15 protein-coding genes and 1 tRNA gene are annotated in these 13,509 nt (G+C 65.3%); 6 read left to right on the plus strand and 10 right to left on the minus strand.

The window, feature by feature from the left end:
* Window positions 1–65 precede the first annotated feature (65 nt).
* Window positions 66–2,522 carry a sodium-translocating pyrophosphatase gene (locus VGK27_09905; protein HEY3490417.1) on the minus strand — a complete coding sequence of 819 codons (2,457 nt, stop codon included), beginning with the start codon at window positions 2,520–2,522 and terminating at the stop codon, window positions 66–68.
* Between the two features lie 157 nt (window positions 2,523–2,679).
* Here VGK27_09905 and dusB point away from each other — a divergent pair, with 157 nt between their 5' ends.
* The 6 genes from dusB to VGK27_09935 are packed head-to-tail and all read left to right on the plus strand — an operon-like array spanning window position 2,680 to window position 7,899.
* The gene (gene dusB / locus VGK27_09910) at window positions 2,680–3,585 is read left to right on the plus strand and encodes a tRNA dihydrouridine synthase DusB (protein HEY3490418.1); all 906 of its coding nucleotides are present in this window, start codon (window positions 2,680–2,682) and stop codon (window positions 3,583–3,585) included.
* Window positions 3,582–4,694 (plus strand): ATP-binding protein, encoded by a 1,113-nt coding sequence (locus VGK27_09915; GenBank protein ID HEY3490419.1) that lies wholly within the window; start codon window positions 3,582–3,584, stop codon window positions 4,692–4,694. The genes dusB and VGK27_09915 overlap by 4 nt, the downstream gene beginning before the upstream one ends.
* Before the next feature lie 10 nt (window positions 4,695–4,704).
* The gene (locus VGK27_09920) at window positions 4,705–6,147 is read left to right on the plus strand and encodes a sigma-54 dependent transcriptional regulator (protein HEY3490420.1); all 1,443 of its coding nucleotides are present in this window, start codon (window positions 4,705–4,707) and stop codon (window positions 6,145–6,147) included.
* On the plus strand, window positions 6,144–6,791 hold the full coding sequence (gene thiE / locus VGK27_09925; GenBank protein HEY3490421.1) for a thiamine phosphate synthase: 648 nt from the start codon (window positions 6,144–6,146) through the stop codon (window positions 6,789–6,791). Before VGK27_09920 ends, thiE begins: the two co-directional genes overlap by 4 nt.
* Window positions 6,764–7,576 (plus strand): hydroxymethylpyrimidine/phosphomethylpyrimidine kinase, encoded by an 813-nt coding sequence (locus VGK27_09930; GenBank protein ID HEY3490422.1) that lies wholly within the window; start codon window positions 6,764–6,766, stop codon window positions 7,574–7,576. Before thiE ends, VGK27_09930 begins: the two co-directional genes overlap by 28 nt.
* Window positions 7,576–7,899, plus strand: coding sequence for a multidrug efflux SMR transporter (locus tag VGK27_09935; protein ID HEY3490423.1), 324 nt, complete (start codon window positions 7,576–7,578; stop codon window positions 7,897–7,899). Before VGK27_09930 ends, VGK27_09935 begins: the two co-directional genes overlap by 1 nt.
* 6 nt (window positions 7,900–7,905) lie before the next feature.
* Here the strand turns inward: VGK27_09935 and dnaB are convergent, their stop codons facing one another.
* The 9 genes from dnaB to VGK27_09980 all read right to left on the minus strand — a co-directional run bounded on the left by dnaB (window position 7,906) and on the right by VGK27_09980 (window position 13,508).
* Complete coding sequence (gene dnaB / locus VGK27_09940; GenBank protein ID HEY3490424.1) at window positions 7,906–9,294, minus strand: replicative DNA helicase; 1,389 nt, start codon at window positions 9,292–9,294, stop codon at window positions 7,906–7,908.
* Between the two features lie 149 nt (window positions 9,295–9,443).
* Entirely contained in the window at window positions 9,444–9,890 is a 447-nt protein-coding gene (rplI, locus tag VGK27_09945; GenBank protein ID HEY3490425.1) for a 50S ribosomal protein L9, read from the minus strand.
* An 11-nt stretch (window positions 9,891–9,901) separates the two neighbouring features.
* On the minus strand, window positions 9,902–10,192 hold the full coding sequence (rpsR, locus tag VGK27_09950) for a 30S ribosomal protein S18 (protein HEY3490426.1): 291 nt from the start codon (window positions 10,190–10,192) through the stop codon (window positions 9,902–9,904).
* Window positions 10,193–10,231: 39 nt separating this feature from the next.
* A complete protein-coding gene (ssb, locus tag VGK27_09955) occupies window positions 10,232–10,648 on the minus strand; it encodes a single-stranded DNA-binding protein (protein ID HEY3490427.1) in 417 nt (138 codons plus the stop codon).
* 15 nt (window positions 10,649–10,663) lie between these two features.
* Entirely contained in the window at window positions 10,664–11,050 is a 387-nt protein-coding gene (gene rpsF / locus VGK27_09960) for a 30S ribosomal protein S6 (GenBank protein HEY3490428.1), read from the minus strand.
* Between the two features lie 73 nt (window positions 11,051–11,123).
* A complete protein-coding gene (gene pth / locus VGK27_09965; protein ID HEY3490429.1) occupies window positions 11,124–11,747 on the minus strand; it encodes an aminoacyl-tRNA hydrolase in 624 nt (207 codons plus the stop codon).
* On the minus strand, window positions 11,713–12,372 hold the full coding sequence (locus VGK27_09970; protein HEY3490430.1) for a 50S ribosomal protein L25: 660 nt from the start codon (window positions 12,370–12,372) through the stop codon (window positions 11,713–11,715). Before VGK27_09970 ends, pth begins: the two co-directional genes overlap by 35 nt.
* A 32-nt stretch (window positions 12,373–12,404) precedes the next feature.
* Window positions 12,405–13,346 carry a ribose-phosphate pyrophosphokinase gene (locus VGK27_09975; protein HEY3490431.1) on the minus strand — a complete coding sequence of 314 codons (942 nt, stop codon included), beginning with the start codon at window positions 13,344–13,346 and terminating at the stop codon, window positions 12,405–12,407.
* Between the two features lie 88 nt (window positions 13,347–13,434).
* Window positions 13,435–13,508, minus strand: a tRNA-Gln gene (locus VGK27_09980).
* Between the last annotated feature and the right edge of the window lies 1 nt (window position 13,509).

Below are 13,509 nucleotides of genomic sequence, written 5' to 3' on the forward strand. Positions count from 1 at the left end.
AAAAAGGGGCGCCGCGTCTTGCGACGCAGCGCCCCGATCGGGACCGACCGTAGCCCGTTGAAGGATTATTTCTCGTTCTGGATGCGCATCCCGTAGAACGAGCGCCAGACGAAGATGGTCGAAATGGCGAAGAACAAGGCCGCCAGCATGTGGCTGACGCCCGGATCGAGCGTGATGGCCAGCTCGACCGCCAGCAGGCCGAACAGCGTGGTGAACTTGATGATCGGGTTCATGGCCACCGACGAGGTGTCCTTGAACGGATCGCCGACCGTGTCGCCGACGACGCAGGCGTCGTGCAGCGCCGTGCCCTTCATGTTGAGTTCGGTTTCGACCAGCTTCTTGGCGTTGTCCCACGCGCCGCCCGCGTTGGCCATGAAGATCGCCTGGTAGAGGCCGAAGATCGCGATCGAGATCAGGTAGCCGATGAAGAAGTAGTGGTTGAGGCAGGCGAACGCCAGCGTGCTGAAGAAAACACCGAGGAAGATGTTGAACATGCCCTTCTGCGCGTACTGCGTGCAGATCTCGACGACCTTCTTGCTGTCTTCGACCGAGGCCTTGTCGCCGACCTCGAGGTTGATGTTCTTCTTGATGAATGCAACCGCGCGGTAGGCGCCGGTGGAGACCGCTTGCATGGAAGCGCCCGAGAACCAGTAGATGACTGCGCCGCCGGTGACCAGGCCGAGCAGGAAGAGCGGGTTCATGATCGAGAGGCCGGCGAAGATGCCCAGGGGCCCTTCGGTGCCGTACTTGCCCGCGAGCAGCTGGATGATCGAGAAGATCAGCGTGGTGGAGCCGACGACGGCCGTCCCGATAAGCACCGGCTTGGCGGTGGCCTTGAAGGTGTTGCCGGCGCCGTCGTTTTCCTCGAGGTACATCTTGGCTTCCTCGAAGTTGGGCTTGAAGCCGAAGTCCTTCTCGATCTCCTGGGCGATGTTCGGGATCTCTTCGATCAGCGACAGCTCATAGACCGACTGCGCGTTGTCGGTGACCGGGCCGTAGGAATCGACCGCGATGGTGATCGGCCCCATGCCGAGGAAGCCGAAGGCGACCAGGCCGAAGGCGAAGATCGCCGGCGATTCCATGATCGGTTCAAAGCCGCCCAGCGTGGAGACGCCGTAGGCGGCGCCCATCAGCGAAATGATCGCCATGCCCATCCAGTAGGCCGAGAAGTTGCCGGCGACGAGACCGGCCAGGATGTTGAGCGACGCGCCGCCCTCTTCGGCCGCCTTGACGACCTCGCGGACGTGCCCTGAGTTGGTCGAGGTGAACACCTTGACCAGTTCGGGAATGATCGCGCCGGCCGCGGTGCCGCAGGTGATGATCGTGGCCAGCTTCCACCAGAGGGTGGGGTCGTTGGCCAGGTTCGGGATCAGCAGGTATGAAAGCAGGTAGGTGGCGGCGATGCAGAAAGCCGAGGCGAGCCACACCAGCATGGTCAGCGGGTGCTCGAAGTTGAACTTCTTGGCCTCGCCGTACTTGGCCTTGTTGATCGCGCCGTTGATGAAGTAGGCGAGCGCCGAGGTGATGATCATGCCGATGCGCATGACGAAGATCCAGACCAGCAGCTGGACCTGGATGCCGGCCTGGGCTGTCGGATCGAGCCGCTTGCCGACCGCGAGCAGGATGAAGGTGATGAGCGCCACGCCGGTGACGCCGTAGGTCTCGAACCCGTCGGCGGTGGGGCCGACCGAGTCGCCCGCGTTGTCGCCAACGCAGTCGGCGATGACGCCGGGGTTGCGGGCGTCGTCTTCCTTGATCTTGAAGACGATCTTCATGAGGTCGGAGCCGATGTCGGCGATCTTGGTGAAGATGCCGCCCGCGATGCGGAGTGCCGCGGCGCCCAGCGATTCGCCGATGGCGAAGCCGATGAAGCAGGCGCCGGCCATGTCGCCGGGGACGAAGAGCAGGATGGCGAGCATCATGATCAGCTCGACCGAGATGAGCAGCATGCCGATGCTCATGCCGGACTTGAGCGGGATCTCCATGGTCGGGTAGGGCTTGCCCTTGAGACCGGCGAACGCGGCGCGGGAGTTGGCGAAGGTGTTGATGCGCATGCCGAACCACGCCACCGAGTAGCTGCCGAGGATGCCGATGACCGAGAAGATGATGACGATGGCGATGCGGAAGGCATCCATCGAGCTGCTGAAGTACCACACCATGATCGCGGCGATGAAGGCCCACAGGAGGGCGATGAACTTGCCCTGCGTAACCATGTAGGTCTTGCACGTCGCGTAGATGAGTTCGGAGATGTCGAGCATCGACTTGTGGACGGGCAGGTTCTTGATCTGCGTGTACTGGACGAGGCCGAAGACCATGCCCAGGGCGCACACGACCAGGCCGATCATCAGGATCGAGTGGCCGTCGAGGCCCATGAAGAGCTGGGTAGACAGGTCGGGGAGCTTGAGCTCGGCCTCGCTCGCGAAAGCGGTGGAGGCGAGCAGCGTCAGAGCGGAGGCGAGCATCGCAATCAGCGTCGCCTTGCCCCGCCGGAACGCCGTCGGAACGGGTAGCGGTTGTGACATAAAGCGTTTCCCCCTTGGGATTGATGAAATGTAACGCGTTGTTATGAAACTTGATTCGATCGGACGGGATTGGATTAACCGCCAATTTATACCATGCGGAAGAAATCCGGGTCAAGGGGCTGCCGCGAGGGGATTTGGGGTAAGATATCCCTCCTCTATGGACTTCCGCGGAAAACTCATCCTGGCGCCCCTCGCAGGGATCACCGACACCACCTTCCGGCGGCTTTGCCGCGAGCACGGGGCCGGCATCGTCGTGACCGAGATGGTTTCCGCCAAGGGCCTGCTGATGCAGCCGGCGCGCAGCATGCGCTACCTCGCGTTCGAGCCGTCCGAGCGGCCGATCGGGGCGCAGCTTTTCGGCGCCGTGCCCGAAGAGATCGGCGAGGCGGCGGCGGCCATCGGAGAGCTGGGCTTCGACTTCGTCGACATCAACATGGGGTGCCCGGTGCGGAAAGTGACCGGAGGGGGCGCCGGGGCGGCGCTGCTCTCCGACCCGGCGCTGTGCGGCCGGATCGTGTCCGAGGCCGTTCGGCAGGCGCGCATCCCGGTGACCGTCAAGATCCGCTCCGGCTTCGCGAAGGGGACCGAGTCGTTTCTCGAGGTCGCCGGGGCGGTCTACGAGGCCGGCGCCGCCGCGGTGACGCTCCACCCCCGGACGCGCAACCAGATGTTCTCGGGCGAGGCCGACTGGACACACATCGCCCGGCTCAAGGAGGCCTTCCCCGGCCGCGTCGTCATCGGGAACGGCGACGTCCGGCGCCTCGCCGACATCGGTCGCATGTTTGCCGAGACCGGCTGCGACGCCGTCATGATCGGCCGGGCCGCGCTCGGCAACCCCTGGATCTTCGGGGATACGAGGCCATCGCCCGAGGAACGGCGCGCCCTGATCCTCCGGCACGGGAGCGAGCTTTTCGCCCGCCACGGGGAAGTCGGCATCATCGAGATGCGGAAGCACCTGGCGTGGTACAGCCGGGGAACGCCGGGCGGCGCCCATTTTCGGGCCGAGCTGGTGCGCGTCGCCTCAATCGACGATATCCGAGCCGTCGTGGAGCGCTTCTTTTGAACCCGCTCTACCTCCAGACGCTCGAGTCGATCGATTCCGGCATCCTCGTGTTCGGCCGGGACGGCCTGCTCGTCTATCTCAATCCGGCCGCCGAGGAGATCCTGCGTGGATCCGCCCAGGCGCTCAAGGGCCTCCACTACCGAAAAGTCTTCGCCGACAGCCCGGTTACCGTCCGGATCCTGGGAAAGGCGCTCGAGGAAGGCAGTGCCGTCACCGCATTCGACGTCGAGCTCTCACGCCCCTCCGGCCCCCGGCTCGGGAGCGGTCCGGCCGAAACGGCCCTCCCGGTCATCGTCGACGCTTCCCCCCTGGCCGGCGCGCAGGGCGAGCACCAGGGGGTGGTCCTGTCGATCAAGTCGGCAGAGTTCCTGTCGCTGGTCGGCCAGGAGGAGCGCGCGGCGATCAGCGCCGAGGAGACGCAGATGCTCGCCTACGGCATCGCACACGAGATCAAGAACCCGCTGGGCGGCATCCTGGGGGCGGGTCAGTGGATCCTTCGACACGGAACGACGGATGAGGAGCGCGACGAGGGCATCCGGCTTATGCTTCGCGAGGCGGAACGCATCAACCGGCTGATCGAGAAGATGCTCGAGATGGGGCGCACGCCTCCGCCACCGCGTCCCGTGCCCCTCCTGCCGCTGCTACGGGACGTGAAAGAGCTTTTGGAGGCCGAAGTGCGCGCCCAGGGAAAACGGATCCGCTTCGACCTCAAGGTCGACCCGAGCCTGCCCGACGTCTCCGGCCACGCCGACACCATCTACCGGGCGCTGCTGAACGTCCTCAAGAACGCGGTCGAGGCGATCGAAGAGGAAGGGACCGTGCGCGTCGAGGCCCGGATGAACGTCAATTACCGCCTCAGCCGCGGGCCCGGGCAGAAACGCTCTTTCCTCGACGTGGTGGTCACCGACAGCGGCGTCGGCATGTCCGAGGAAGACCTTCACAAGTCCGTCCTGCCCTTCTACACGACCAAGCCCAAGGGGACCGGTCTCGGCCTGGTCATGGTGCGGCAGGCGATCTCGCGGCACGGCGGGAAACTCGCCATCAAATCGGTGCGCGGCGAGGGGACGACGGTTACAATATCCCTGCCCGTGGACTCCCGGAAGACGTGAGGAAAACGCCTTGAAGAAAATCCTCGTCGCGGATGACGACGAGAGCATCCGCTGGGTGCTCCAGAAAACGGTCGCGGGGATGGGCTTCCAGGCCGACCTGGCCGAGGATGGCGAAAAGGCGCTCGACCTGCTTTCGCGCAAGGACTACGCCGCCGCCTTCATCGACGTCCGGATGCCGGGGCTCGAGGGGATCGAAGTGCTCGAGCGCGTCCACGCCATGAAATCCCCGACCCGCTTCTTCATCATGACGGCGGTCGCCCGGCCCGAAACCGCAGCCCGGTCGACCCGCGCCGGCGCGGCCGAGTTTTTGACCAAGCCGTTCGACATCGACCGGATCGAGGCGCTCCTCCGCGACGTCGCCAAGGAGGCGGATTCGCGCGAGCGGCCCTTCCACGCGACCGAGCCGGGGGAATGGGCCGCTTCCCGCATCGTCGGGAAGAGCCGCGCGATCCTCGAGGTGTTCCAGAGCATCGGGAAGATCGCCGATTCCGATACCACCGTCCTGCTGCTTGGAGAGCGGGGCGTCGGCAAGGAGCTGGTCGCCCGCGCCATCCACGACCTGGGCCACCCCGAAAGCCCCTTCGTCGCGGTGAACGCATCGGCGATCCCTCGCGAACTGCAGGAAGCCGAGCTTTTCGGGGCCGACAAGGGAGCCTTCACCGGCGCGGATGCCGCGCGTGAAGGCAAGATCGAGGCCGCGGCCGGCGGCACCCTCTTCCTCGACGAGATCGGCGACACGCCGCCCGACCTCCAGGTCAAGTTGCTCCGGGTCCTCCAGGAGCGCGAATATACCCGCCTCGGCTCCAACCGGGTCCGCCGTTTCAACGGCCGGCTGATCGCCGCCACCAATCGCGACCTTCATCGCATGGTCGCCGAGGGGAAGTTCCGCGAGGATCTCTTCGACCGTCTCAATGTGTTCCCCATCCGCGTGCCGTCGCTATCCGAGCGGCGCGAGGACATCCCTCTGCTGGCCGATTTCTTCCTCCAGAAGTATTGCGCGCTGCTGTCGCGGCCGACCCGGTCCTTTTCGAAGGAGGCGCTCGAGACGCTTTCCCTGCACCACTGGAAAGGAAACATCCGGGAGCTCGAGAACTTCGTCCAGCGGCTGGCCGTGATCGCCCCGGGGAAGCTGCTCCGGCGGGATGAGGTCGCGCGGGAGCTGGCCAGGGCCGAAGGCGCCCCCGACCTTTCCGGCGCCCCGCTCGAACAAATCATCGAGGAGAGGGTGCGCGAGTTCGTGAAGCGGCTCGGCCCCGCCCTCGAGAACGAAAGCGCCCTGCTCGACCTGTTCATGCGCCAGACCGAAAAGCCGCTGATCCGGGTGATCCTCGAGGCGACGGGGGGCAACCAGATCCGCGCCGCCGCCATCCTCGGGATCAACCGGAACACGCTGCGCAAGAAGATCACCGATCTCGGGCTCGCCCCCAAAAAGAAGCCGGACCGGAAACGGTGACCGGTCTCTACGCCATCCTCGATCTGTCCGTCTCCGCCCGAGGTTCGGCCGACCCCGATGAGGCGCTCGACCGGGCGTTGGCGGAAGCCATGGCGGGAGGTTGCCGCCTGTTCCAGTATCGTGACAAGACGGCGACCGGCCGCGAGATGCTGGCGCGCGCCACGCGCCTTGCGACCGCCTGCCGCGCGGCGGATGCCACCTTCATCGTCAACGACCGGCTCGATGTCGCGCTGCTTTGCGGGGCGGACGGGTGCCATTTGGGGCAAGACGACCTGCCGCCGTCCGCGGCGCGCCGCCTCGCGCCGGCCGGCTTCCTCATCGGCGTCTCGACGCACGATGCGTCCGAGGCGCGGCGCGCCGCGGACGACGGTGCCGACTATGTCGGCGTGGGGGCCGTTTATCCCACCGAGACCAAGGCCGATGCCCGCCCGGCGCGCGGCCCGGCGCTTGTCGCCGAGATCGCGGCCGCCGTCGCCATCCCGTCGGTCGCCATCGGCGGTATCACGCACCGGAATGTCCGGCCCGTGATCCACGCGGGGGCGGCGGCCGTAGCCGTCGCCTCGGCGCTCTTCGCCGCCCCCGACATCGCCGCATCCGCGAGGGAGTTCATCCGCATATGGGACGAAGAAAAACGAAACCCGTGATTCTCGCGTTCGGCGGGTACGACCCCACGGCCGGCGCCGGCGTTTTGATGGACGCGCGCGCCGTGACGTCCGCGGGCGGCTATCCGGTCGCCGTGCCCTCCTGCCTTGCGCTCCAGAGCACGACCGCATTCGACCGCGTCGTCCCGCTCTCACGCGACACGATCGAACGCGCGCTGACCTGCGTCGAAAAGGCGCACCGGATCGCGGCCGTCAAGATCGGGATGGTGGGCACCCGCGCCGCCGCGCTCGCGATCCTGTCGTTCCTTGAAGCGCACGACGATCTTCCCCTGGTGCACGATCCGGTGATCCGCGCCTCATCAGGCGGATCGCTGCTCTCCCGGGACGCCCTCCCCGCCTTCCGGAAGCTTTTCGCCCGGGCCGACGTCCTCACCCCGAACCTGCCCGAGATCGAGAAGCTGCTCGACCGCACGGTGCGGCGCTTCGAGGATGCGGTCGTCGCGGCGCGCGACCTGGCCGACCGGACCGGCGCGGACATCGTGCTCAAGGGAGGCCATTTCCCTTGGCGGGGGAAGGCGGGGACGGATCTTGTCTTCGAGGAAGGAACGGCGACGCTGCTCGCCCCCGGCCGGAAGCTTCCAGGACGCGATGCCCACGGAACCGGTTGCGCCTTCGCCTCGGCGCTGGCAACGCGCATCGCGCTCGGGCAATCGCTTCCCGATGCGGCGCGGTTCGCGAAGACGCTGGTCGAAGACTTTATCGCAGGGGGATTCCCGTCGGCCGAGGGAAGGTGGACGCTCGACGACGGGCGATCCGGGGAGGAATGATGGACCGGCTGCTGCTCGCCCTCGCAATCCTGCTCGAGGTTTCCGGCACGACCTGCATGAAGCTATCGGTCGGCTTCACACGCCCGCTTCCGACGGTTCTGGTCCTGCTTTTTTACGTCGGCAGCTTCACGGCGTTGTCGATCACCCTGAAGACGCTGCCGGTCAGCGTGGTGTACGCCATCTGGTCCGGGGTCGGCACGGTGCTCGTGGCGGCAGTCGGGATGATCTGGTTCAAGGAGTCGCTCACGGCGCTGAAGGTCGTTTCGATCGCCTTGATCGTGGCCGGCGTGGTCGGCCTCAACCTGAGCCTCGGCGGGCGCTGAACTTCGCTACTGGAAATCGTCGGTCGCGCGATTCTCGAACTTGGTGTACTTCCCGAGCCACGTCAAAGGCACGGTGTCGGTCGGCCCGTTCCGGTGCTTCCCGATGATGATCTCGGCCGTCCCCTTCTTGTCGTCGGGCGTCTCGGCTTTCAGGTACATCTCCTCCCGGTGGATGAAGAGCACGATGTCGGCGTCCTGCTCAATGGCGCCAGACTCGCGCAGGTCGGACAGCTGCGGGCGCTTGTCGGTGCGGCCCTCGAGGCCCCGGTTGAGCTGCGACAGCGCGATGACCGGGATCTCGAGCTCCTTGGCCAGCGATTTCAGGCCGCGCGAGATATCGGAGATCTCCTGGACCCGGTTGTCGGAATTGCCCCGTCCGGACCCGCTCATGAGCTGGAGGTAGTCGATGATGAGCATCCCGATCTTCTTGTCCTTCTTGAGCCGCCGTGCCTTGGCGCGCAGCTCGAGCGAGCTCAGGCCGCCCGAGTCGTCGATGTAGATCGGCGCCTGGGACAGTTTGCTGACCGACTTGACGACGTGGACGAACTCGTTCTGGGAGACGAATCCGCGCCGCAGCTTCGTCGCCTCGACGTGCGCGTCGGAGCAGATCATCCTGAGCGCCAGCTCCTGCCGCCCCATTTCGAGCGAGAAGATCGCGACCGGGATGCGGGACTGGAGCGCCACGTTCTGGGCGATGTTGAGGCAGAGCGCGGTCTTGCCCATGCCGGGGCGGGCGGCGACGACGATGAGGTTCGAGGGCTGGAAGCCGGAAGTGATCCCGTCGAGGTCGCGGAAGCCGGACGGGACCCCCGTGATCATCTGCTTCTTCTCGTAGAGATCCTCGATGATCTTCATCGTCTCCTTGGCCATCTCGGCCATGGAATGATAGGAAGGGCGGATCCGGTTCTCGGCGATCGCGAAGACCGCCTGCTCGGTCTGGTCGAGGAAATCGTTGACGTTGCTCACGCCCTGATAGGCGCTGGCCGTGATCTCCTGGGCCACGGCGATGGCCTGCCGCAGGATCGCCTTCTCCTTCACGATCCGGGCGTATTCGTTGAGGTTGGCCGTCGTGGGGACCGACTGGAGAAGCTCGGAGATGTAGCTCAGCCCCCCGACCTGCTTCTCGATGCCCTTGTCGGAAAGGGCGGCCGACAGGGTGAGCTGGTCGATCGCCTGCCCGTTCTCGGAGAGGTCGAGCATCACGGTGAACAGCGTCCGGTGCGAGCCCTGATAGAAATCGTCGGGACGCAGCAGCTCGAGGACGTTGCTCATCAGGTCGTTGTTGAGCAGGATCGAGGCCAGGACCGACTGCTCGGCCTCGAGGTTGTAGGGCGGGACACGGGAGGAGGAGAGGTTCCCCCCGGGATTGCCGTGCGTTTCGCGTAGATCGGACATCTTGTTCCCCCCACGGCGGGACACATGCGGATGACGGTTCAAACGAAACGTGCCGCCCGGCGTCGAACGCCGGGCGGCACGTTTCTGGTCGAGTCGGTGCCGCGCCGATCATGCGGGCCGCGGCGCCGGATTCGGCGAGTGAAGCGTGCCTAGACTTCCGCCACCACGCTGACGGAGATCTCGGGCGAGAGGTCGGCCGAAAGGCGGACCTTGACCTTGTAGTCGCCCAGCTGCTTGATCGGGTCGGCCAGCTGCACCAGCTTGCGGTCGACCGGAACGCCCTGCTTCTCGAGCGCATCGGCGATGTCGCGCGAGGTGATCGCCCCGAACAGCTTGCCTTCCTCGCCGGCCTTGGCGGAAAGGGTCAGCGAGACGGCGGCCAGCTTGTCGGCGACGCCCTGGGCGGCCTTGCGGGACTTCTTCGCACGCGCCTCGATGACGGCGCGGTCATGCTCGAGCGTCTTGAGGTTCCGCGGATTGGCCTGCACCGCGAAGCTCTTGGGGATGAGGAAGTTGCGGCCGTAGCCGTCGGCGACCTTGACGATCTCGCCGGCCTTGCCCAACTTGTCGACGTCTTCCCTGAGTATCACTTTCATCGGCGCACCCCCTACCGGACCTGGGTCGCGGTGAACGGGATCAGGGCGATGATGCGCGCCTTCTTGATCTCGGTCGTCAGCTTCCGCTGGTGCTTGGCGCAGGTGCCCGAGATGCGGCGGGGGACGATCTTGCCGCGCTCGGAGACGAACTGCTTGACCAGGTAGACGTTCTTGTAGTCGAGCTGCAGCTCCTTTTCGGCACAGAAGCGGCAGAACTTCTTGCGGACGTACCGACGTTTCCCTCCGGGACCGCCCTCCCGTCCGCCGGGACCGGAAGGACGGGGCTTATACGGTGTGCTCATCGTGCTTTCCTCCTGATATTCTCTTGTTCATTATCGGTTTTAGAATGGGATGTCTTCGTCGGGCGCATCGCCGCCGGACCCGGCGGCGGGAGAACTGCCTCTGGGCCCTTCGGGAGCGCCGTTGCCCTTGCCGGCCGCCCCGAGAAACTGGACGTTGTCGGCGATGATCTCGATCTTGTTTTTCTTGACGCCGTCCTGCTCCCAGCGACGCTGCCGGAGACGCCCCTCGACGAGCGCCGGGCGCCCCTTGGAAAGGTACTCGGCGCAGTTCTCGCCCTGCTTGCCGAAGACGGTGACGTCAAAGAACGAGACATGCTCTTCCCATGCATCGCCCTTCTTGATGCGTTCGTTTACGGCCAGGCCGAAGCTCGTGACCGAGAGACCCGAAGGAAGATAGCGGATCTCGGGATCGCGGACGAGGTTTCCTGCGAGGATGACGCGATTGAAGGTGACCATCGCCGCTTCCGGCTGCTACTCGACGACCGGCGCGGGAGGCGCGGGGGTCGCGTCGGGCGGGATCGCCGGCGCCTCTTCCTGGACGGGCGCGGGCGCCACCTTGGCCTTGACCTCGGCCGTACAGAGGGTGGTCATGTGGCGAAGGACACCGTCGATGATCTTGATGTTGCGCTCGACTTCCTCGACCACGCCGCGATCGCCGGTGTAGAAAAGGAAGGTATAGAAGGCGCTGACCTTCTTGTTGATGGTGTAGGCGAGTCTCCGGGTGCCCCAGTCGTCCTGCTTGAGCACTTCGCCCTTGTAGGCGACGATGATGGCGGCCAGCTTCGCAAGGAACTCCTTGCGCGTGTCCTCGGATACCTCGGTGTCGAAAAGAATGACGGTTTCGTACTTGCGGATCATGTGTTCGAAAATCCTCCTCTCGGATGTTCAAGCCCCCGGTCGTTTTTGCCGGGAGCAAGGAGTTGTTCCCCCGTCAGGCGGGGGAGGCCTTGCGCTTCTGGTTCCAGCGCGTAGATGCCTTTTCGAAGCCGTCCCGGATGAGATCGAGGACGGCGTCGGCCGCGGAGGCGACCGAGCTTTCGAAAACGTCGCGCGATTCCTCGGGGATCGGGGCGAGCACGTAATCGGCGGCATCCCACCCCGGGGGGGGACGACCGACCCCGATGCGGACCCGGAGGAAATCGGGCGTCGACAATTCGGTTTGCAAAGAGCGTAACCCGTTGTGGCCGCCCGCGCCGCCGCCCCGCTTGAGCCGGACATCCCCGAGCGGGATGTCGAGGTCGTCGTGGAGGACGACAAGGTCTTCGGGCGATTCGGCGTAGTTCCGGAAGACGGAAGCGACCGCCGTGCCGCTCAGGTTCATGTAGGTCTGCGGACGCGCCAGCATCACGATCTCGCCGGCGGCATCGCCGATGCCGTACTCGAGCTTGCCTTCGACGTGGAGCCGGATGCCCAGCGTCCCGGCGAGACGGTCGATGGCCTGAAACCCCGCGTTATGGAAGGTCGGCGCGTAGCGCCGCCCGGGGTTCCCCAGCCCGACGATCAGGCGGGAGGGGCGCCGGTTATCCCTTTCCCTTCTTGGCGGGTTCGGCGACACTGGCTGCTGCCGGCGCTTCGACGGCGGCGCCCTCTTCGGATGCCTTCACGGCCTCGTCCTTGGGCGTGTGGACCGCGGCGATGGCCATCTTGAGGTCCTTCTCGACCGGCTTCACGCCTTCGGGGAAGGCCAGCGCGCCAAGGTGGAGCGTATCGCCGAGGTTAAGCTCGGACACGTCGATCTCGATGAACTCGGGGACGTTGTCGGGGGTGCAGCGGATCTCGAGCGACCGGATCATGACCTCGAGGATGCCACCGAACTCGACCCCCGCCGGCTTGCCCTTGACGCGGAGCGGAACCTCGACGTTGAACTTCTTGCCGGCCGCGACCTCGTAGAAGTCGACGTGGGTCACGCTGTCGGTCACCGGATGGAACTGGAATTCCTTGAGGACCGCGAACGACTCGCTCGACTCGGCCCCGTCGAGCACGCTCATCTTGACGATGACCGTGCCGTGCTTGGCCTTGGAAAGATACTTTTCGAGCGGCCGGCGCTCGAATTCGAGATTGCGGCTCGGAAGCCCCTTGCCATAGATCACGCCCGGGACGCGTCCTGCATGCTTGGCCTTCCGGTTGGCCTGCTTCCCGATACCCTGGCGGATCGTAGCCGCCAATTCGACGATTGCCATTGCCTTATCCTCCTATACGAACAGCGAACTGACTATACGAACAGCGAACTGACAGAATCGTGGAAATGGATGCGCTTGATGGCCTCGCCCAGCAGGTTGGCCACGGAGAGCACCTTGATCTTCTTGCAGGCCGTCTTGTCACCCAGCGGGATGGTGTTGGCGACGACGAGCTCACGGATCTGCGAGTTCTCGATTCGCTCGATGGCGGGGCCGGACAGGACGGCGTGCGTCGCACAGGCATAGACCGCCTTGACGCCCTTGGCGGTCAGCGCGTCGGCCGCCTGGACGAGTGTGCCGGCCGTGTCGACGATGTCGTCGAGCATGATCGCGGTCTTGCCCTCGACCGCGCCGATGATGTTCATGACCTCGGCGACGTTGGGCGCGACCCGCCGCTTGTCGATGATGGCCAGCGATGCGTTGAGCCGCTTGGCGAACGCCCGGGCCCGCTCGACGCCGCCGGCATCGGGGGAGACCACGACGATGTCGCCCTCGTTGGCGAACCTGGACTTGATGTATTCGAGCATCACCGGCGCCGAGTAGAGATGGTCGACCGGAATGTTGAAGAATCCCTGGATCTGGCCGGCGTGGAGATCCATCGTGATCACGCGGTTGACGCCGGCCGCCGTGAGGAGGTCGGCCACCAGCTTGGCCGTGATGGGGGCCCTCGGAAGGACCTTGCGGTCTTGCCGGGCGTATCCGTAGTAAGGAATGACCGCGTTGATGCGCTTGGCCGAGGCGCGCTTGAGCGCGTCGATCAGGACGAGCAACTCCATCAGGTGATCATTGGCGGGGCTGCAGGTCGGCTGGATGATGAATACGTCGGCGCCGCGGACGTTCTCGCGGATCTCGACGTTGATCTCGCCGTCGCTGAACCGCTTGGCCACCGTGGTCGCCAGCGGGATGCAGAGGTGGGCCGCGATCTCTTTCGCGAGGTCGATGTTTGCGTTTCCTGAAATAAGCTTTAGCCTGGTCACACGTATCCCCTGTAGGGAGTGATTAAACCGAAAGAGTTGAATATTATATCGGGCGAGGCCCGCTTGGCAAGCGTAAAAACAGGGACGATGGCTGGGAGGGAAGGGGTCGAACCTTCATTCGAGGCTTCAAAGGCCTCTGTCCTTCCGTTGAACGACCTCCCAG

It is taken from the genome of Candidatus Deferrimicrobiaceae bacterium (genome assembly GCA_036504035.1).
Taxonomy (GTDB): Bacteria; Desulfobacterota; Deferrimicrobia; order Deferrimicrobiales; family Deferrimicrobiaceae; genus JANXPS01.

What these genes read in the sequence shown, in the direction of transcription:
- VGK27_09905 (HEY3490417.1), bottom strand. Translation starts at nt 2,522, where the DNA reads ATGTCACAACCGCTACCCGTTCCGACGGCGTTCCGGCGGGGCAAGGCG.
- dusB (HEY3490418.1), top strand. Translation starts at nt 2,680, where the DNA reads ATGGACTTCCGCGGAAAACTCATCCTGGCGCCCCTCGCAGGGATCACC.
- rpsR (HEY3490426.1), bottom strand. Translation starts at nt 10,192, where the DNA reads ATGAGCACACCGTATAAGCCCCGTCCTTCCGGTCCCGGCGGACGGGAG.
- rplI (HEY3490425.1), bottom strand. Translation starts at nt 9,890, where the DNA reads ATGAAAGTGATACTCAGGGAAGACGTCGACAAGTTGGGCAAGGCCGGC.
- VGK27_09930 (HEY3490422.1), top strand. Translation starts at nt 6,764, where the DNA reads ATGGGACGAAGAAAAACGAAACCCGTGATTCTCGCGTTCGGCGGGTAC.
- VGK27_09970 (HEY3490430.1), bottom strand. Translation starts at nt 12,372, where the DNA reads ATGGCAATCGTCGAATTGGCGGCTACGATCCGCCAGGGTATCGGGAAG.
- dnaB (HEY3490424.1), bottom strand. Translation starts at nt 9,294, where the DNA reads ATGTCCGATCTACGCGAAACGCACGGCAATCCCGGGGGGAACCTCTCC.
- rpsF (HEY3490428.1), bottom strand. Translation starts at nt 11,050, where the DNA reads ATGATCCGCAAGTACGAAACCGTCATTCTTTTCGACACCGAGGTATCC.
- VGK27_09935 (HEY3490423.1), top strand. Translation starts at nt 7,576, where the DNA reads ATGGACCGGCTGCTGCTCGCCCTCGCAATCCTGCTCGAGGTTTCCGGC.
- ssb (HEY3490427.1), bottom strand. Translation starts at nt 10,648, where the DNA reads ATGGTCACCTTCAATCGCGTCATCCTCGCAGGAAACCTCGTCCGCGAT.